Consider the following 19,225-nt stretch of genomic DNA (forward strand, 5'->3'; position numbering starts at 1 on the left):
TTTGTCTCTGAATAGAAATAAAAGTCTACTAAAAACTGAGATCAACTCATTTGTCTTCTTCTGTGGATGACAGCTCTTCAGCTAGGTTTTTCTGGAGTGCTTCCAATACCGCGATTGGGTCAGCAGCTTCCTGCATTAATTCAGCTTCAAAATCATGCCGATTGATCACATTAGGTAAATCAGTACGAAGTTCTTCTAATAGAGCAATAATCTTGGCAATTTTTTGCTCGGAGAGCAGGTTCAGCTGTAGCATTAGTTGCGCCCGTTGTTCAGCAAAGTTTTCTTGTCGAGTTTGTCGTACTAGTACTGCGGTTGAAATCACCAATGCAGCTGCGTCTAAGCCTTGATCTGACCAGCTAAACAAAGGCAGGTTAAATGGCAAAAAGCGATTAAAAAAACTGCCAAAAATCCAGATAGCTAGTATGATTAGCAAACCATACAGAGATGTTGATCGCCCAAAGAATGTAGCGATCGCTTCTAATATCCGCTGGTGGGCGGGAATATCTCGAACTTCCTGGGTATGAAGTGAACTAATCGCTTCAATATTTTTGGCGATCGAGTCTGGTAATGGAGCGGTGATAACTTGATTTCGAGGAGCTTTCTCTTTGAGTTTGTTAGCACCTGAACTGAAGTATTTGTTGGCCGTGTCGTCTGCGTTGTGCCTCATGCAACAACTCCTGAATCTAGATATTAATCGATTATTGCTTATCTGATGATGCTATCGGCAAATGGAGATAGTGAGGCTGATGTACAGTGACTTTTTATTTGTCGCTGTGCCTTCTTAATGTCATTGAGGGTGTGAAGCCTGAAGTCTCTGGCGTTCCGCTGAGAAGCAGCACAGGGAACTGACAGGCTATATCAACATACATTGCTGCCAGTCTAAAGTGGGTAAGGCGTAGCTTGATGACAAGAATTTGTTTCAATGTCATTTAATTTGTCACTGTACATCTGCACAAGGTGCTTTTTCACTGATTTGCAGCTTGAGTACTCACCGTTAATACCTGCGGTGGTGTTGCATCTGGCGGATAAATCAAGTCTACCTCTACTAAAGAGCGATCGCCTGGTTTGATATTTAATCGCACCAACGGTTCCCCAATTTGACCTCTTGTCTGCGCTAAATGGATGAATTTAGTTTGTGACTCACCTTGTTCATTTTTGTAACGTACCCGCACTGTACCCCGAAAATATACTTGACGCGCTGGTGTACTGAAAAAGCGTAGCCCTGGTTTTATTAACTGATCTTCCTTCAATGGTGTCTGGATTGATACACTGACGGTTTGAGAACTTTGGGTATTGTTATATAACGGCAACTTCAAACTATATTGAATTCCATAGTTGCCGTGAGCGCGATAGGCGGTGTCAGGATAGCGCCTTAGTATAGTTGCACTCTGAATTTGTCCAGTCCCCAGAGTACCACCATCCAAGGTGCTTAAACCGTAGGAAAATACTTGACCTGGTTGGGGAATAGTTAAATATTTCGCTTTGGGACTATCTACTAATAAAGCGCGCCACTGGGAACCCTTCGCCACCCCAGCGACACGCCCATAAATTCTCGGCTTACCAGTTTCTGCTAAGGGAGTGGGCGTTTTATCTCGTGGCCCAGCTAAATCACCATTATCCAGTAAATTCTGCCATTCTTCTAAAGAGGGCGTTCCCGCTTCGGGTTGCCGCAGGTATCGCTCACTGCCATCAGCATTGATTTTTGCAAACATCGCCAGGCTAGCTGCATAGACTTTACCACTACTCCGTAATCTTAATAAAGTAGACCGACCATTCAGGGGTGGAGTTAATTCCCTCACAGGAATTGGTAAATTTAGTAACATCTGACTCTGCCCTGGTGGTATGACAATTTGGTTCGGGAAAATTGCTTGACGCTGTCCTCTTAAGATATCACTAGTGACGCGATCGCCAGGACCTGCAAACACCTTACCGGAATTATTTTCAGTCAAAGATGGCAACTTAATAAACGGTGCATCTGGTTGACTTAAATAACTCGCCCCCTGCAAAACATTTATTGTTACAGGTTGGGAAGTTGGGTTATGTAGAATTATCCCTAGATAAAGTGATTTTAAATCCTCTGGTGGTTCAGCCCTGGCAATATGATGGGCGAAAATATCAAACCGCCCTTGAAAAGCAAAATTCAAATGCGCGCCGGGAAATTTTTTTCCAGCTGATGGAAAAGTTGAAAGTAAAATTCCTTCCTTTAAAACTACTTCTGGACTATTGCTGTTAAAAACGGGTATTGTATCTAACCGTCCCGGCAAAGGACGCACCACTTGCGGTTGTACTACTTCTTCCGGTGGTGGCGTGGGAGGAGTCGATTGTGCGAGGAAAAAACTGAGTAATAATGGCAACATAGAACTGGCTATTTTGTTCACCTAAGAGACGCCGAGCAATTTACGAAAGTGCCAGTTTGTTAACAATTAATAAGAAATCGGCTAGAATCTCTAACAAATTTTCTTGATGCAAAACTGGAACGTGGACAAAAATGCAATTTGCTGCAAGTTGCGATTCGCGCAGGTAGTCTAACACGGAATAATAAAGACCCTCGCAGACAAACTTACCACAGTCATGGCTAATCTCAATTGTCGCTGATCCCAAGACTAATTTTTCTAAATCAACTCCCGTGTACAAAACACTTTCTCCATAGCTAGCACACACTTCCAGACTTAATTGTGTACGCTTGGCAGCCATGCCACAACAGATAATGTAATCCGGTTGGAGTTCCTGAATTTTGGCAATTACCCGCTCACTCGCCAGATGGATATCTACAGGTAATTGGTGCAAAAAAGTTAAACTATAAGGGAGAAAATCACCTTTGGCAACTTCTAGTAGTAAATCATCTGAAGAATTAGATTGTTGTTCACTCAACCAAATGTCAAAAGAAGTTAATAGAATGCTTTTCTTCATGAGGAATATTATTTAGAATAGAAAAACCCTCCATAATAAATTTACAAGGAGAAGGTCAATGCCAGTTATTGCAGTCGTAGATTACGATATGGGAAATTTGCACTCAGTCTGTAAAGGCTTGGAAAAAGCTGGAGCTACTCCTAGAATTACTCACTCTGCCAAAGAATTAGAAAAAGCAGATGCGGTGGTTTTGCCAGGAGTAGGAGCATTTGATCCAGCAGTGCAAAACTTGCGAGCGCGTGGTTTAGAACAACCCATTAAAGAAGTGATTGCATCTGGTAAACCATTCTTAGGTATCTGTCTGGGATTGCAAATTCTCTTTGAATCAAGTGCAGAAGGTACCCAACCAGGACTAGGAATTGTCCGCGGAAAAGTGCGGCGGTTTCGTCCAGAACCAGGAATCACCATTCCCCACATGGGTTGGAATCAACTAGAAATAACCCAGCCAAAAAGTCTGCTTTGGGAGCATTTACCGTCATCACCTTGGGTGTATTTTGTCCATTCCTACTATGTTGACCCAACTGATCCGCAAATTCGAGCAGCAACTGTTACCCACGGTACTCAAACTATCACATCTGCGATCGCTTATGAAAACCTGATGGCAGTACAATTTCACCCCGAAAAATCCTCGAATATCGGATTGCAAATCCTGTCTAATTTTGTTGCACAAGTCCGTGAACAAGTCGCCGCGTAATATCATTTTGTTAATTGTCAGTTGTCTTTTGTCTTTCGTCATTTGCCCAAAACCAATGACCAATAACAAGTGACCAATGACTCTTACCCAATGACTCTTACCCAATGACCATCAGAATTTACGGAAATCGGCAGCTAAAAACTTTACCAGGAAACGACACCAGACCCACCAGTGCGCGAGTACGGGAGGCAGTTTTTAATATTTGGCAAGGAAAAATTGCTGACTGTCGCTGGCTGGATTTGTGCGCCGGTACTGGTTCAATGGGTGCAGAGGCTTTGTGTAGAGGGGCCAGCCTAGTATTTGGTATTGAACAATCGAGTCGAGCTTGTGCCATTATTCAACAAAACTGGCAGCAAATGGTTAATGCTGGACAGGAATTTCAGGTATTGCGGGGAAATGTCCTACAGCAGGTAAAAACCATTACAGGGAAGAAATTTGACAGAATTTATTTTGATCCACCCTATGCCAGTGGATTATATCAGCCAGTGTTAGAAGCGATCGCTCACTATCAGCTATTAGATATTGACGGTGAAATAGCCGTTGAACATAGTTCCCAAGATTGGACACCTCCAGAGATTTCCAACTGGGAAATATGCCGTCAGAAAGTTTACAGCAACACAACCCTGACTTTCTACAAAGTTGCTGAATGAGGGAGTGGGGGGAGATGAGGGAGATAGGGAAGCAAACAATTGATTATTATTCTCCCTCATCCCACTCCCCCTCACCACTCATTAGCCTCCCAGCTGGTTGGGGCGCTTATATTGGCGATAGGCAGCGTAAAATAGACCAGCGAGAGTAACTACAATCAGACCAAGGACAATACCCGACAGCAAGGGTTCAACCACTGTAAATCTCCTCTTTGCAATTATTCAATATTCGTTTCCTGTTTTTGATTTTACCAAATTGTGATGAATCCCACGCCCCACAGCGTTTTTAGGAGACAAAAAGTAGCTGTAAAACTATGATCTGTGCTTGCAGACACCATCAAGAACTTTTAAGCTATGTGTATGAAATGAAATTTATTTAGTACACCTAAACTTTTAGTGCAAACCTTTTGGATAACCAGATTACCACACCTGAAACTCTGATTCAGCGGATCGCCTTGTTGGCTCTGGCGATACTGCTAGCAGTCCCTTTGGGCATTTTTGGTGTTCAGATGGTTCTAGCCTCTGATCCATATGTCAAGAGTGTTTTATCTCAAACAGGAGACCCAATTCAAGGACACGCCATCTTTCAAATTAATTGTGCAGGTTGTCACGGTTTGGCCGCAGATGGGCGAGTCGGTCCTAGTTTACAAGCCGTTTCTAAGCATAAATCCCGATATGGACTAATTCACCAAGTTATTAGTGGTGAAACGCCGCCGATGCCAAAATTCCAGCCTAGCACTCAAGAAATGGCAGACCTCTTGAGCTATTTGGAATCATTGTAGAAGTTAGGGAATGGGGAATAGGGGATTGGGCAAGAATCATGGATAATTTTTCACTGATCCTCTTTCCCACATCCCCTATTCCCACGTGGAAAAATTAAATGCGTATCAGCTTACCAACATAACCGACAAATTCTTCAGTATTATTACTGATTAATATCAGCCTCGTAACTTAATCTTGCTATATTTAACAGTTAGCGGTTTTCAGATCAGTGAGGTGCAGTTTTAAATCACCAAGCCTGTAAGGGTGGGGTTTTCCCGCCCTCGAATCTCTTGCTGTTCCAAGTATCTCAAATCAAACATTATCGAGAGAAAATCCAGATGTTAGGTATTAAGACATGGATAAAAAGACAACTAGATTGGGGCTATATAAAAGCTGAATCTGAAGGATTTTATAGCTTAATCGCTTACTAACATTAGCTTAGGATTCTGTAGGCTGGATTTTGACATTTATCAGAAATTCTTCAATTTCTTCCTCTGATAGGGGTTGATTCCACGCACCCATTTCGACAAAACTATTAGTATGAGTAATTACTTTTTGCCTCAAAAGTTCTAATTGTTCATTGGGTGGTATTGGTGGTAAAAAAATAGTAATTGTAAATTCCCCAAATGCGGCAACTACTTTTCATGCTTTATATTCTTGTACTGACATATTTATTTATTGCCTGTTTACTGAATTTTGTATAATTATGTACTCAGTTTTCTTATATAGGATTAGTATTTGGTTTCTGAAATACACGTAGGATGGGCAATGCCCACCGTATCATGGTGTTGGTGGGCAATGCCCACCCTACAAATACTTAGATTTGGGTAATCGAGAAATCAACATTATTCTTTAGTAAGTCACTCTAAATTAAGGCTATTTTGGCAATTCAAATTAGCAACAGACTTTGATACGCGTTCTTCCTAAAGAATTTTATCGGTAAAAGCAGGAATATCGCTCACGTGAATGCCCAAAAATACCACACCACCTCGAGCAACTGCACACAAAGCCAACACCGATGGCTTTTTCACTAGGGCAAAAATCATGGCTGCATCCCAGAGCATTAATCTTGGTTAACGAAAAAATTTAGTTGTCTGGCTAGTTTTTTTTTGCCACCTTGGCATTCTAGCAAAGCTAAATGCTGCGGCGATCGCTACATTAAAAGATATATAACTAAAAATGATTGTTCACTAGTCATAGATAGGTAACTCACACAAAACTATGAGTGCAAATGTCACTATTTCTGATTCCCCCTTACTCAAGGGTTCCGGTTTACCTCCCTTTGCAGATATTCAACCAGAGCAAGTAGTACCAGCTTTTAACCAGCTATTAGCAGAACTCGACAAACAGCTTGCTACTTTAGAGGCGAATCTACAGCCGACTTGGAACGGTTTAGTGGTACCTCTAGAAAGGCTGACGGAACGGCTTTCTTGGAGTTGGGGCATAGTTAACCATTTAATGGGTGTGAAGGATAGCCCCGAACTCCGCGCAGCTCATGAAACTGTACAACCACAAGTGGTACAGTTTATCAACAAGCTTGGTCAAAGCCAACCGGTTTACAACGCTTTTAAAGCACTCCGCAATAGTGATACCTGGGTAACTTTAGACTCAGCCCAACAGCGGATTGTCCAAGGTGCTATCCGAGATGCCGAACTTTCTGGTGTGGGTTTACAAGGAGAGGAAAGGGAACGTTTCAACGCTATTCAGATGGAGTTAGCAGAACTTTCCACCAAGTTCTCAAACCATCTGCTAGATGCAACTAAAGCTTTTAGTTTAACTCTCTTCACCAAAGCAGAAATTGACGGTTTACCCCAAAGCTTAATCAGTCTCGCCGCCCAAGCTGCACGGGCTGCGGGTGACGAAAACGCTACACCAGAAAATGGCCCCTGGCGAATCACCTTGGACTCCCCCAGCTATGGCCCTTTCCTGCAGCACAGCACCCGGCGGGATTTGCGTGAACAGGTATACAAGGCTCATATCACTCGTGCGGCATCGGGTGATTTGGATAATAATCCATTAATTGTCCGTGTTTTAGCGTTACGGCAAGAACTCAGCAATTTACTGGGCTATGGGAATTTTGCTGAGTTGAGCCTTGCTAGTAAAATGGCGCCAAATGTTGAAGCCGTTGAGGCGCTGTTAGAAGAACTGCGAGGCTCCAGTTATGATGCTGCTATTCAAGATTTAGCAGCACTTAAAGCCTTTGCTGCCGAGAAGGGCGCAGCAGAAGCGCAAGATTTAAAACACTGGGATATTAGCTTTTGGGCAGAACGCCAGCGAGAAGAGAAATTTGCCTTCACTGCTGAAGAATTACGCCCTTACTTCCCTCTTCCTCAAGTTTTGGATGGTTTATTTGGCTTGGTGAAACGGCTATTTGGTGTGACTGTGACTCCTGCAGATGGGCAAGCCCCAGTCTGGCATGAGGATGTGCGTTATTTTCAGATTGCTGATGAAACGGGTAATGCGATCGCCTACTTCTACTTAGATCCTTACAGCCGTCCCGCCCAAAAGCGCGGTGGCGCTTGGATGGATGTGTGCATCAACCGTGGCAAAATCACTGAAAATGGTGTGACTACCATCCGCTTACCTGTGGCGTATTTGATTTGTAACCAAACGCCCCCAGTTGATGGTAAACCTAGTTTGATGACTTTCTATGAAGTAGAAACTTTGTTCCATGAGTTTGGTCATGGTCTGCAGCATATGCTCACCAAGGTAGACTACACAGGAGCATCAGGTATTAATAACGTTGAGTGGGATGCCGTAGAATTACCTAGCCAGTTTATGGAAAACTGGTGCTATGAGCGACCCACTTTGTTTGGACTAGCCAAGCATTATGAAACCGGGGAACCCCTACCAGAGCATTATTACCAAAAGCTGCTTGCAGCACGCAATTATATGAGCGGCAGTGGCATGTTGCGACAAATCCACTTTAGCCGTGTAGATTTAGAACTACACTATCGCTATCGCCCCGGTAGCACCGAAACGCCGACAGCAGTACGCGATCGCATCGCCAAGACTACTACCGTTTTGCCACCACTGCCAGAAGATGCTTTTTTATGTGCTTTTGGTCATGTTTTTGAAGGTGGTTATGCCGCCGGATACTACAGTTACAAGTGGGCAGAAGTACTCAGCGCTGACGCTTTTGCTGCCTTTGAAGAAGCCGGGCTAGAAGACGAAGAAGCAATAAAAGCTATAGGTAAGCGCTACCGTGATACAGTACTGGCACTTGGTGGTAGTAAGCACCCAATGGAGGTATTTAAGACCTTCCGAGGTCGAGAACCTAGTACTAGTCCTTTACTCAGACACAACGGTCTAGCCGCTACGGTATAAGGGATGTCTGCTTACACTTTTGGACACATTCAAAACTGGCCGAGCTGCTCCTCTGAAGTGACAACAATCACAGTAGTATGAGACACACGTTGGGGAAGTAATAGTCTCACTCCAGCCTCTACTTACAAAAACTGAACTTATATATTAAGCAACCTCACGGCTCCGTGGAGTTGTTTTTCTGTATGATGCTTACTTATCCTTGCTATTGCGTTCATCCAGCGCCTTTCTGATGGCATCCCTACAGAACTCAGGAGGATCATCTAGCTGCTGTATTTCTTCCTTCATTCCCTTGGTAACACGTAAGTTAATCTGTTCAGTCAAGGGTTCATCACCTTTTCTCTTCCCAGGCTCTAAATTTTCAGGTGTTCCCTTTGGATTTGGCATTGTTGCGAGATGTAAATATAGCTTGAATCGAATGATAGCAATCGAATAGAGTTTTAATTCAGTGGTTGCTACTTTGGACGGTGTCAACCACTGAAACCCCTATTAAGAGGCACTTATATGTTTACACGTGATGAGTTGGTAAGCAAGTCAGTTGATGAGTTGCAACAATTAGGCAAAAATTTAGGGATTGAGCCAATAGGTAATCCAGCCTATGAATCCACCTGGATTGCAGCGCTATTGTCTGCTGAAGTCAGAGGAATGGAAGATTGTGAGAACGGCAGAGGTTTGAAACGATTCCCCAGTGCGACTGTAGTACTTGACATAGAAAAGGCTCTTGATGTGATTGGACAACCAACACCAGCACAAAGAGTACTAATTAGAGCAGCATTGCAGGGAATATGGATGAAACGGATTGATTACAGGAGTGTGCAACAAAGGTTGTTTGAAATGTGGCAAGCAAGAGTATGTTTGCTAGAAGCACTGAAAGCGTTAAAGTAAAACTTATCTGATAATTTATCAGAGTATCTTAGAGGTTGTTTGAAAAGTTTTTCCCTGTGATTTTAATTGCACTGTTACCCCCCTTAATCCCCCCTTGGTAAGCAGGGCTGTTTCGTTCCCTCTCAAACAGGATTTGTCAAGATGGTTAGCGATAAAAATCATAAGTATGGGTAACGATGAAACAGAATATTCAGCACATAAATAACAGTACGATTGTCTATTTTCTCGATACCCAGGTAGCAAAATCATCAATTTTATTTTGCTAGAACCCTTGATTTTTCAAGCTTCTTAGGGAATGAAACAGCCCTGCCCTTGGTAAGGGGGGAAACCGGAAAATCCAGTTCCCTCCCCTTAGAAAGGCTACGGTGTACACACAAGTCTTGGGCGTTGCTGATTAATGGGATGATTTTTGTCTCACGCATAGACGCGGAGCGGCTTCCCGCAGGGTAGGCGCATTCGACGTTCGCGCAGCGTCTCGCAGAGAAGTCGTTCCCGAAGGGTAGACGCAAAGAATCAATATTCTGCTTTGTCCAAAAGTCTCAATTCATCCCGCATTTATGCAACGCCGCGATTATACCAATTCAAATAATGTTTGCAACACATACATTCTTCGTACGGGCACGGCACCCATAAACTATCGATTTTCCCGAAAGTCTATGGAAGCCGTGCCCCTACCCATCTGTTGCATTCTTTTTTTAAATTGGTATTACTTCTCTACGAGACGCGAACGCTCCACTCGTAATGACAATTTAAGGGGTCTATAACGCTTGAAACCCTTTCAGATAGTACTTGTGTGTACACCGTAGCCTTAGAAAGGGGAGGGTTAGGGTGGGGTAACAATATTTGATACATCAATCGTGACTTTTACTCAAAGCCAATTACCAACTAAGATATAAGGTGCCCAATATCCAGGACGACTGTAATTAGGGTAATCTCTTAATAATTTTATTTGGGCATGACGCAAAGCTTCAGCTTTTGTCACCTTGTTTTTAACTAACTCACGGTAAAATTCGCCAATTAGAATAGCAGTAGATTTATCGTTAATATGCCACAGTGAAGCTAAGGTACTACGTGCGCCTGCCTTTACAGATGCCCCAGCTAAACCTAATGTAGCGCGATTATCGCCTGTGGCTGTTTCACAAGCACTTAAAACTAGCATTTCTAGAGATTGGGAGGGAGTTGCATCTTGACGACGTAGTAAGTTGTCGAACTGCAAAACATTGATTGGCCCATCATTAGCTAAGATAAAAGTATCTTCAGGACGGGAGCTAAATTGACCGTGGGTTGCTAAATGCAAGACATTAAAAGTTTTTGTATTGACATTTTTTTCTAGTGCGTTACTAGTGAAGTCATTATTTAACAATTGTCTAGTGGAAATTCCAGCTTGGGCGATTAAATTTAACTCTGATTGAATTTCTGGTAAAGGTGGAAACTTCTGAAATGCTTTTGGTGGTTGAACTAAACCTGCTGCTAAAACGTTGAGTGGTGCTTGTGTTAAAGATTTAGGAGCAATTAACTGTAGTCCTAAACTCAAAGCAACGGCATATTTTTCGACTAGATATTTTTGTCCGTCGTATAATGCTGCCATTGGGATATTTCGCAAGGCTCCATCTAAGACAAATACGAGGGTATTAACGTTAATTTTTGCCAAATTTGTCTCAATTTCTGCTGGAATTAACCAATCATAGACTTTTTTGGCAAGCGTCTGCACTTCTTCTTCCTTCTCAGGTTCTAAAAGAGCCTCACGCAATTCTGTTAAAGTACTTTCTACTTCCTGTTGTGACTGATTAACTACATATCGGTGTAGTGGTTGCTGGGGAATTTTGATAATTACTTGTAGCTGCTGAGGTAGAATAATTGGGTAGATGATAGCGGATGTAGGATTATCTTTGTCTACCATTTCATCTAGCACTACTGTTCTAGCATTGATGCAAGCTTGACGAAAAAAATCATCTAGTTCTGCTAGTTGCAACGATTCAATTCTTTGTCTAGCTATTTCTAAATTTTTTAAATTAGGAGAGGATTGTAGTAATAACTCTACAGACTGGCGATACACTGGCTCGACGCTTTCTTTAAAGCTATATTGGACATCGCGGTTAACGGCAACTAAATCACTACGAAGCGATCGCAATTCACTAATAGCTGTATCATAAGCAGTAATTGCGCCTTTAATATCGCCTTGTTTTTTCAACAACCTTCCTAGTTGCCAATACCAACGATAATTAATATCCGGTGCATTGATGGTTTGAGTTAAAACTAGAGCCTTTTGGGTAACTTCTTGAGCATTTGACCATTGTTGAGTTTGTTCGTATAAACTGCCTAGTGTACCCAGTGCATACGCTTCGGCGCGTTTATCATCTAAATTTCTGCTTTGTTGGACTGCCGTAGCCAGTAGTTGAGCAGTATCATTAAAGAGTTTTGATTGTTGAGTTTTCTCTGTGCCACTCCCCAGTTTCATCAAATTCTGCGCCAGATGAATGCGTGCATAGATGGCTGACTGACTGGGAGGTAGGTTGACGAGTTGGGTTTGAATTTGGGGTAATAATGTCTCAATTACGGAAACTTGTCTTGTCTCGACAAGCAAACTCAACTGATTAATTGCGGCTTGAATTTTGGTGATGGGAGTGGAAGCAAGTTTCGCTGCTTGTTGATAGTAGTCTAAGGCTGCTGGGATATTCTGTTGTGTCCTAGCCGTGTTGCCTAGGCTAAATAGTGTAGCACTCATCTCTGCACTAGACTGCAAACCTTTGGCAATCTCCAGACTTTGCGCTAATACCTGACGAGATTGTTCTAAGTCGCCTACTAATTGCAGAGTATCACCAAGCGATCGCAATTCTACTGCTTTGGTGAGGGAATTGGGTTGGGCTTGCAAAGTGGAGCGTAATTCGGTTAATATTTTGAGCGATCGCCGATAAAATCCCAACACTTGCCATGCTTGAGCCTGGTTAATGCGATCGCTCACTACACCACTTTGATCATTAACTTGTTTATATATTCCTTCTGCACGCTGCCAAGTCGCCAGTGCTTGTTCAGCTTGTCCCAACTCTAATTGAATACTGCCTTGAATATCCAATATTTGCGCTAAAACTACAGGATTTAGTTTCACCCCTTCCAAGAGTTGCAAACTTTCTCGGACTGTTTTATCTGCTTCTTGCCACAGTCCCAGCTTTTGATATGCTAACGCCAGGTTACTTAACCCAACAGCTTGTCTTAACTTATTCCCTTGGCTGCGATAATTGTCAACAGCTTGTTGCAAAACTTTAATCGCCTCGGCAAATCGTCCCGCATCATATAGCGTCTTACCCTCTTGTAGCCAGTCACCGGGATTATATTGCTCAGTTTGTAATTGTGGAGAATTAATTTTCGGGTTGGTTGCGGTAACGGGAGGAATCACGATACACAACAGAGAAGTCATTAACCCTAGGATAATCAAAGACTTCCATCTGTCACCCAATTTGAATTTAATCATAGAATATCTTAGCTGTAGGGTATTGATACATAACGTAATTACAATAATTACTACAACGATTAAAGCGTTTCTTATAGATTATGCAACATGAGCAACTCATGCCTTAACAAAAGCTGCAATTGTTTATACATGAGATACAAATACTTAAGCATTACTTATCAATTACGTAACCTATGTTGTACTGATTGAAGCATTTGCAGCAATTGTTTATATCTGAGATATAAATACTTAAACAATTCTTATGAATGCTACAGCCTGAAATGCAATTGTTTAAACCATAGCAACTCATGCTTTAACAAAAGCTGCAATTGTTTATACATGAGATACAAATACTTAAACATTACTTATCAATCACGTAACCTATGTTGCACTGATTGAAGCATTTGCAGAAATTGCTTATATCTGAGATACAAATACTTAAACAATTCTTATGGATGCCGCAGTATGAGACGCAATTATTGTTTAAATGATTGTTATCTCATTTTTAATTTTTTCCCAAGATGCGATCACGACAAAAGACACAAACCCAGCACTTATACTCTTCGGGGACTCTGGCTACCAACTGATAACTGATGAACGCAGAATTAAGGAATAGTTACTTACTGAGAAGAGGGAAACGCATTACAACTTAAATTAGATAGCAACGAAGAGTTATTAAAAGTACTCCCCGGCACATATGCAACCAACTCGACTTTACCATCAGAATTTATTACCCAGCTTTGCGCTTCTATAATTGTCTCCGGGGTTGATTTGTTCGTAATTTCCCTTATCTGTTGATTCCCCTCACCCAAAGTCACCCAATTAGTCATCACCGCTCTTCCCCGTAACGGTTCATCAGGATTTAATGGTAAACCGCCTCGTCCTGTAGATGTAAAATGACTGGCTATTTTTCCCTTGGGGGTACAACCTTGAGCAATTTGTTTGGATACGTCAACTAGATTGGTGGGGAGTACGGTTAAACCACGAGTGGGATCTAAATCTGGTGTGTTGAGAATGACATCACCGTTTAAAATCGGACTAGTTTGAGAAATAGCAGTAATATCGCTAGTGAATAGTTTCGCAGGATCTAAATCTTGAGGTTTGTTAGTTCCTAATAATTTCACTAACTCTTCTCGACTACGGGGTGTGATGCCATAAATACCAGTTGCATTGATGGTAACTTTGCCACCGGTTCCAGTGAAAGCATTGGCAGAGATATCGCTGTTTTCATTGGGAACTGCAACGATAAATTTTGAGTTGATATTGATGTTACCGCTATTTCCAGCAAACTGATTATTCCCGGCTGTGGTAGAAATTTTGCTGCCATTACGTAATAGTAATAAATCTTGCAAATTCAGAGTAATATTACCACCTGTACTGCTGCGGGTTTCGGCGGAAATAGTTCCATTATTGAGAGTGAGAATACCTGCTGCTAGTTCAATATTACCGCCAATACCTTCTCCTTGACTATCAACTGCTATCTTTGCGCCGTCTCGAATAATCATGTTTTTAGGGTCGATGATAATATTACCGCCGTTGCCACTGGAACCGGGAGTAGTGTTAGCATATACACCACTACTAGAACCTAACAAATTAATACTATCAACGGCATTAATCGTGATATTTCCGGCTTTCCCGTTACCGCTGGTGCTGGTTGTTAACTGAGCAGAATCTTTAACTATCAGAGAAGCAGCATGAACAGTGATATTACCACCATCTCCACCCGGTAAGATTTGCGGTCTAGCAGTCAATCCGCGAAGTAAAATAGTATATTTATCTTGCTCAAAGCCGTCACCAATCCAACCACTCAGAGGTAAACTCCCCCCTTTTCCAGTCGCACCACTAATTTCCGTGGGGGTAAGAAAACTAAAAACTTCACCTCCATTACTAACAGCAGTTATAGGATATTGGGTGATAGCTAAATAGTAAGTTCCAGGATTTTTAGGGGTTAATGGATGCTTGGGTGGTAGAGATGATTGATATGAATCAAATGATGAAAATATCGTGTCATCATTGGCATAAACACCAATACCATTGCTATCAAATAGAAACAGGCGAGTATCTCTTACGTTAGAAACGAATGTTTCTGCTGAGAAAGTTTGATTTCCCTCCAATTCGATTTGATAAAGGTCTACATCATTGCTACTATCGAGACTACCAGAAATTTTTTCGACAAAAGTTCCAATAGTAGGAATTTTTTGAGCAGTGCTAGGTAATTGACCAGCTTCACCTATTTCGTTAACTGTGATAAATTTTAGTGGTAAGGTGATAGATGAGGCTTGAGTGTTAGCAAAAAATCCTGTATTAGCACCCGATATGGTAATTTGCTTAATAGGTTCATCAGGACTACCCAAGTAAATGTCACCGGCTTTCCCACTGCCTATTGTGCTAGTAACAACCGTAGCTCCGTTAGCTAATAAAAGAGTGGGTGTCTGTAGAGAAATTCTCCCACCGTTGCCATTAGAACCAGGTGTAGTATTGGAAAATAGCCCACTAGCAGGACTGATTTGGTCATTGAAATATAAATATGATTGTCTTGCTTGTTGTTGTGGAAAATAATTGCGATCGCTACCTAAAATAGCAATTTTTTCGCTAGCATTGATAGTGATATTACCTGCATTGCCGCCATTAAAGCCAAAAGTAGAGGTGAGCAACTTTGCACCACCTGTAATTTCTACGGTACGGCTATTGATAGTGATATCGCCACCCCTAGCACTGCTGCTGGTTCCAGCATTTAAAACGGCTGCATCTGACAGTTGGAAAGTTTGCGTTGTAATTTTGATATCACCTGCTTTTTTAGCAGTAGCATCTGCAATGGCATTACTGCGTATGCTGCTATATTTCAGTAAGGAACCATCGGGGTAAAGTCCGGAAATATTCACAGCATCAGTGGTATTAATTTCAATATCGCCTCCTTTCCCTTCATTAGAGGTTGTGGAGACTAACTCAGAACCATTTAGCAACGAGAAAGAACGTGCTTGTAGATTGATTCTACCTGCATCACCCTTACCACCAGTTGTACTATATATACGACTATTGTCACTGATGACAACAGAGTTACCTGCTTGAAATAAAATATTACCAGCACCAGAGCGATCGCTAATTGCTTCGCTATCAAATGTAACTCCTTGAGTAACTAAAATCGAGTCCCCAGCTACCAGGGAAATGCTACCACCACTACCCCTACCATAGGCAACATCACTAAAGATACCACCACCAACAAAAGCAATGGAACCATTTGCTTGTAGTGAAATTTTACCAGCATCTCCTAAGCCAGAAGGAGTGCTAGTAGAGATGCTGCTGGTATCAAAAAAAATCGCGCCTTTTGCTGTTAATGAAATATTCCCTGAGTTTCCCTGTCCATAAGTAACACTAGAAATACTACTGTTTCTCAAAAAAATAGATCCAACAGTCTGTAATAAGACACTTCCAGCGTCTCCTTTACCTTGAGTTTGACTGCTAATATTGCTATTGGATAAATCTAAATTACGAGCATTAATTTTGATACCTCTACCACTATCTGCTGTTATATCCAGTGTTGAATTCTTGAGTGTAACATCGGCTTGTCCTATCTTTTGAGGAAGACTCAAATCCACATCATTACTATTCACCTGCAAATCGACTATTCCATCACCTGCTATTCCTGCTAATTCAATTTTTCCACCAGGGGCAAATAATTTAAATTGGTTGACATTGATTTTTCCCCCAGCCAAAATCAAGCTGTTTCCTGGAGTCACTCGCAGTTCAGAATTGCCTTGTCCTTGCAGTGTAATTTCACCTGGTTGCTGTTTGCCATATTGCAAGCCTATAGGGACATTAATACTTAACAAAGGCGGCTGTTGTAGATTATTTGTAGCACTAAATTCTAGGTTATCTGGAAACTTCAAACTGTTTGCTGTACTCGCCACAAACGAACCACCCACATCTAACCGTGCATTTTTTCCAAATATAATCCCACTGGGATTAATTAAAAAAAGATTTACGCCACTTTGGGTGCGAATCAAACCATCAATTAGAGATTGCGAACCACTAGTCACCCGCGACAAAATATTTCTGATGTTATCTGCATTTTGAAAAATTGCCGCTTCGTTGGAGTTAAGGTTGAACTTGCCAAAACTATGAAATAAATTATTACCAACAGTCTGTCCAGCAGATTGAGGAATTGTGTAATTAGGGCCTGTTAGAGTTTCTCGTGTTCCTAATGAACCATCTAGGGTAATATTTTGGGCGCAGACTTTAGTGCTAGGGTAGATAAACGCAATAGCGATCGCCAAAACTCTTGACACTAACACTAGCCAATTTTTCGCCATTGATTATCCCCTTAGCAACGACACCAGTGGTTGAGTTATGTGTATGGTTTATGAGTTTAGTTTAAGGGTAAATACAGAGACTAAATATGAAGAATTCTGAATATTAATTAATATATAAAATTATGTTAGCGCTGGTGTGGACACCTAGATGTTTGGTAATCGACTGATTGTCTTGGCCTCGAATAGGTATTTCCAGTTTTTTTAAAATATTTTATGACTTACGTGCATAAACCGAGAAAGCAGCTACAGATGTAGGTTGGGTTGAGGCTTTGCGAAACCCAACACCTCACAGTTTTGTGGATGTTGGGTTTCACTTCGTTCTACCCAACCTACGCATCTGTCACATTCTTCTCTTAAATTGGTATGACTTACGTGCATAAACCGAGAAAGCAGAACGTAAAGAGCAACAGAAGAGAAGTTCACCTTAAAAAACGGTACGTATTTATATCTAATTTTTTGGTAGAAGTTCTCAGTGTTTCAATCTGGAATTGCTGAAAATACGAATCTTTCGTTCAACATAAGACGAAATTATCCGCATAAATCAGCAATGGCAACAGTCTACAATTCACCACATCAATACTTAGGAGTAAATTTAATGAACATTAATGGTCGTTTAGCAATAGCAATGACGTTGGCAATTACTGCTAGCTTGATATCCACCGCTGCCAAAGCTCAGACTGCTCCCATTCAAGATCAAGAAAACACCCAACTATATCGTGAGTCTACCATTAAAAACCCTGAACTGATTAGAAAAATTCTCATCATACAACCAGGGGGAGGATATGAAGTAAAACCTGGTGATTTTCATGATGCCCATCCTAATTTACCTAAATTTGGAGAGGCTAAACCAGGAACTCCATTTGTGAATTTCAAAAAACCAGATCCAGGTTTCGAGCGGATTAATCCCTCATATAGAATCCGTCCTTCTGCTGTGGATAAATTCAGAAGTATTGGTCATTAATTTAATCTCAAACTAGTCGATCTGGGATTAGTGAAACCTGTTTGGATACTTATCCTAATCCCCGATCCGTCTTAAAAATTCAAAATAATTAGAGGATATTATGAGTCCACGTCAATCAGTACAGTTTGTGATTAAAACTTCTAAACATTGTAATTTGCGATGCCGCTATTGTTATGAGTATGCCGAGTTAGGTAATAAACAAGCGATAAGTTTAAAACAAATCGAACAAATGTTCCGAAATATTGCTAGCTATTATCAAAAATTAGATTTTCCTGTAGATATCGAGTTTATCTGGCATGGTGGCGAACCATTATTACAGCATCCAAATTTCTATTGGCAAGCCTTTGATCTCCAGCATCAAATTTTCGATCATGAGCGCGATCGCGTAACTAATGGAGTGCAAACAAATCTCACTTTATTAGATCGAGAAAGGTTAAGATTATTAGCCGAAGGCTTTGACCATGTGGGAGTATCTATCGATTTATTTGGGGGATTGCGAGTCTATCAAACCGGGATAGAATCTCAAGAGCGGGTGTTAGAAAATATGGATCGACTGACAGCAGCAGGGGTTGATTTTGGCTGCATTACTGTCCTGACTAAATGCAATATCGATCGCATTACCGAAATTTATGAATTTTATCGTTCGATGAATATATCCGTCAGGATTTTACCTCTATTCAAAGGTGCTTTTGATAACCAGCATGATGGCTTTGAAATTAGTGCATATGATACCTTGCGAGCTTACAAACAACTTGTCGATCTATGGTTAGACGACGAAGAGTTTGTATTCATTACCCCTATTCGTGAAGCAATTCAACAGGTGGTTTATCATTATAGTCCCAATTCCCCAACAACATTTTATGATAAGCGCGAGTGGGAATCTATTTATTTAGTAAATACAGATGGAGAGGTTTATAGTTACGCCGATGCTTACGATCACAATCGCAGTCATGGCAATCTTTTCACTACGCCTTTAGCTCAAGTTATAGATAATGAAAACCATTGGAAAATTGTCGCTGATGCGGAAAGACGTATCGAACAAACCTGTAGTGATTGTTCGTATTTTGGCAGTTGTAGTGGTTATCCAATGGCTGAAGGGAGTCGCGAATATTATCCTGTAGACGAACGGGGTGCGCTCCAATGTATCGTTGATCGTGGACTTTTAGAGTATATTGATCGACGCTTCCGTGAAATTGGAATTATCGATCCTCATACTCATACAATTAAACTGGATCGTCTCAATCTTTCTTCTTCTAGCAATTCAGCATTAACCTATGCTTAGTC

The 19,225-nt window shown here is 41.4% G+C and carries 16 protein-coding genes; 7 read left to right on the top strand and 9 right to left on the bottom strand.

Features of this window, described 5'->3' with window-relative positions; translation table 11 throughout:
• Nucleotides 1-46 precede the first annotated feature (46 nt).
• From CAL7507_RS19925 to CAL7507_RS19935, 3 genes are all read right to left on the bottom strand, one after another.
• Nucleotides 47-667 (bottom strand): DUF1003 domain-containing protein, encoded by a 621-nt coding sequence (locus tag CAL7507_RS19925; RefSeq protein WP_015130292.1) that lies wholly within the window; start codon nucleotides 665-667, stop codon nucleotides 47-49.
• Nucleotides 668-965: 298 nt separating this feature from the next.
• A complete protein-coding gene (locus tag CAL7507_RS19930) occupies nucleotides 966-2,357 on the bottom strand; it encodes a DUF3370 domain-containing protein (RefSeq protein ID WP_015130293.1) in 1,392 nt (463 codons plus the stop codon).
• 40 nt (nucleotides 2,358-2,397) lie between these two features.
• Nucleotides 2,398-2,910: a hypothetical protein gene (locus CAL7507_RS19935; RefSeq protein WP_015130294.1), complete on the bottom strand. Its 513-nt coding sequence runs from the start codon at nucleotides 2,908-2,910 to the stop codon at nucleotides 2,398-2,400.
• Nucleotides 2,911-2,968: 58 nt separating this feature from the next.
• On the opposite strand from CAL7507_RS19935, the gene hisH reads away from it, so the two are divergent.
• Both hisH and rsmD read left to right on the top strand, forming a co-directional pair.
• Complete coding sequence (gene hisH / locus CAL7507_RS19940; protein ID WP_015130295.1) at nucleotides 2,969-3,604, top strand: imidazole glycerol phosphate synthase subunit HisH; 636 nt, start codon at nucleotides 2,969-2,971, stop codon at nucleotides 3,602-3,604.
• 104 nt (nucleotides 3,605-3,708) lie between these two features.
• Entirely contained in the window at nucleotides 3,709-4,254 is a 546-nt protein-coding gene (gene rsmD / locus CAL7507_RS19945; RefSeq protein ID WP_015130296.1) for a 16S rRNA (guanine(966)-N(2))-methyltransferase RsmD, read from the top strand.
• A gap of 81 nt (nucleotides 4,255-4,335) precedes the next feature.
• Here the strand turns inward: rsmD and petG are convergent, their stop codons facing one another.
• Nucleotides 4,336-4,449, bottom strand: coding sequence for a cytochrome b6-f complex subunit V (petG, locus tag CAL7507_RS19950; RefSeq protein WP_015130297.1), 114 nt, complete (start codon nucleotides 4,447-4,449; stop codon nucleotides 4,336-4,338).
• A gap of 209 nt (nucleotides 4,450-4,658) precedes the next feature.
• Between petG and CAL7507_RS19955 the strand changes: the two genes are divergently transcribed.
• A complete protein-coding gene (locus CAL7507_RS19955) occupies nucleotides 4,659-5,033 on the top strand; it encodes a cytochrome c (protein ID WP_015130298.1) in 375 nt (124 codons plus the stop codon).
• A gap of 418 nt (nucleotides 5,034-5,451) precedes the next feature.
• On the opposite strand, the gene CAL7507_RS33465 is transcribed toward CAL7507_RS19955, so the two are convergent.
• Both CAL7507_RS33465 and CAL7507_RS33160 read right to left on the bottom strand, forming a co-directional pair.
• Entirely contained in the window at nucleotides 5,452-5,577 is a 126-nt protein-coding gene (locus CAL7507_RS33465) for a hypothetical protein (protein WP_255348317.1), read from the bottom strand.
• Nucleotides 5,578-5,936: 359 nt separating this feature from the next.
• Nucleotides 5,937-6,059, bottom strand: coding sequence for a hypothetical protein (locus CAL7507_RS33160; protein ID WP_369750782.1), 123 nt, complete (start codon nucleotides 6,057-6,059; stop codon nucleotides 5,937-5,939).
• Between the two features lie 175 nt (nucleotides 6,060-6,234).
• On the opposite strand from CAL7507_RS33160, the gene CAL7507_RS19960 reads away from it, so the two are divergent.
• A complete protein-coding gene (locus CAL7507_RS19960; protein ID WP_015130300.1) occupies nucleotides 6,235-8,340 on the top strand; it encodes a M3 family metallopeptidase in 2,106 nt (701 codons plus the stop codon).
• Nucleotides 8,341-8,529: 189 nt separating this feature from the next.
• On the opposite strand, the gene CAL7507_RS19965 is transcribed toward CAL7507_RS19960, so the two are convergent.
• Nucleotides 8,530-8,811 carry a hypothetical protein gene (locus CAL7507_RS19965; RefSeq protein ID WP_369750783.1) on the bottom strand — a complete coding sequence of 94 codons (282 nt, stop codon included), beginning with the start codon at nucleotides 8,809-8,811 and terminating at the stop codon, nucleotides 8,530-8,532.
• 30 nt (nucleotides 8,812-8,841) lie between these two features.
• On the opposite strand from CAL7507_RS19965, the gene CAL7507_RS19970 reads away from it, so the two are divergent.
• Nucleotides 8,842-9,222, top strand: a complete 381-nt coding sequence (locus CAL7507_RS19970) for a hypothetical protein (RefSeq protein WP_015130302.1) — start codon at nucleotides 8,842-8,844, stop codon at nucleotides 9,220-9,222.
• 868 nt (nucleotides 9,223-10,090) lie between these two features.
• Here the strand turns inward: CAL7507_RS19970 and CAL7507_RS19975 are convergent.
• The gene (locus tag CAL7507_RS19975; protein ID WP_015130303.1) at nucleotides 10,091-12,691 is read right to left on the bottom strand and encodes a CHAT domain-containing protein; all 2,601 of its coding nucleotides are present in this window, start codon (nucleotides 12,689-12,691) and stop codon (nucleotides 10,091-10,093) included.
• 599 nt (nucleotides 12,692-13,290) lie between these two features.
• Nucleotides 13,291-16,980 carry a filamentous hemagglutinin N-terminal domain-containing protein gene (locus tag CAL7507_RS19980; protein ID WP_015130304.1) on the bottom strand — a complete coding sequence of 1,230 codons (3,690 nt, stop codon included), beginning with the start codon at nucleotides 16,978-16,980 and terminating at the stop codon, nucleotides 13,291-13,293.
• Nucleotides 16,981-17,527: 547 nt separating this feature from the next.
• Between CAL7507_RS19980 and CAL7507_RS19985 the strand changes: the two genes are divergently transcribed.
• Nucleotides 17,528-17,941 (top strand): hypothetical protein, encoded by a 414-nt coding sequence (locus CAL7507_RS19985; RefSeq protein ID WP_144051236.1) that lies wholly within the window; start codon nucleotides 17,528-17,530, stop codon nucleotides 17,939-17,941.
• Nucleotides 17,942-18,041: 100 nt separating this feature from the next.
• Nucleotides 18,042-19,223 carry a radical SAM protein gene (locus CAL7507_RS19990; RefSeq protein WP_015130306.1) on the top strand — a complete coding sequence of 394 codons (1,182 nt, stop codon included), beginning with the start codon at nucleotides 18,042-18,044 and terminating at the stop codon, nucleotides 19,221-19,223.
• Nucleotides 19,224-19,225 lie beyond the last annotated feature (2 nt).

The organism is Calothrix sp. PCC 7507 (assembly GCF_000316575.1).
In the GTDB taxonomy this organism is placed as follows: domain Bacteria; phylum Cyanobacteriota; class Cyanobacteriia; order Cyanobacteriales; family Nostocaceae; genus Fortiea.

Bases quoted from the DNA above. Each gene is read 5' to 3' on its own strand.
- CAL7507_RS19925 (WP_015130292.1), bottom strand. From the start codon at position 667: ATGAGGCACAACGCAGACGACACGGCCAACAAATACTTCAGTTCAGGT.
- CAL7507_RS19930 (WP_015130293.1), bottom strand. From the start codon at position 2,357: ATGTTGCCATTATTACTCAGTTTTTTCCTCGCACAATCGACTCCTCCC.
- CAL7507_RS19935 (WP_015130294.1), bottom strand. From the start codon at position 2,910: ATGAAGAAAAGCATTCTATTAACTTCTTTTGACATTTGGTTGAGTGAA.
- hisH (WP_015130295.1), top strand. From the start codon at position 2,969: ATGCCAGTTATTGCAGTCGTAGATTACGATATGGGAAATTTGCACTCA.
- rsmD (WP_015130296.1), top strand. From the start codon at position 3,709: ATGACCATCAGAATTTACGGAAATCGGCAGCTAAAAACTTTACCAGGA.
- CAL7507_RS33160 (WP_369750782.1), bottom strand. From the start codon at position 6,059: ATGATTTTTGCCCTAGTGAAAAAGCCATCGGTGTTGGCTTTGTGTGCA.
- CAL7507_RS19960 (WP_015130300.1), top strand. From the start codon at position 6,235: ATGAGTGCAAATGTCACTATTTCTGATTCCCCCTTACTCAAGGGTTCC.
- CAL7507_RS19970 (WP_015130302.1), top strand. From the start codon at position 8,842: ATGTTTACACGTGATGAGTTGGTAAGCAAGTCAGTTGATGAGTTGCAA.
- CAL7507_RS19975 (WP_015130303.1), bottom strand. From the start codon at position 12,691: ATGATTAAATTCAAATTGGGTGACAGATGGAAGTCTTTGATTATCCTA.
- CAL7507_RS19980 (WP_015130304.1), bottom strand. From the start codon at position 16,980: ATGGCGAAAAATTGGCTAGTGTTAGTGTCAAGAGTTTTGGCGATCGCT.
- CAL7507_RS19985 (WP_144051236.1), top strand. From the start codon at position 17,528: ATGGCAACAGTCTACAATTCACCACATCAATACTTAGGAGTAAATTTA.
- CAL7507_RS19990 (WP_015130306.1), top strand. From the start codon at position 18,042: ATGAGTCCACGTCAATCAGTACAGTTTGTGATTAAAACTTCTAAACAT.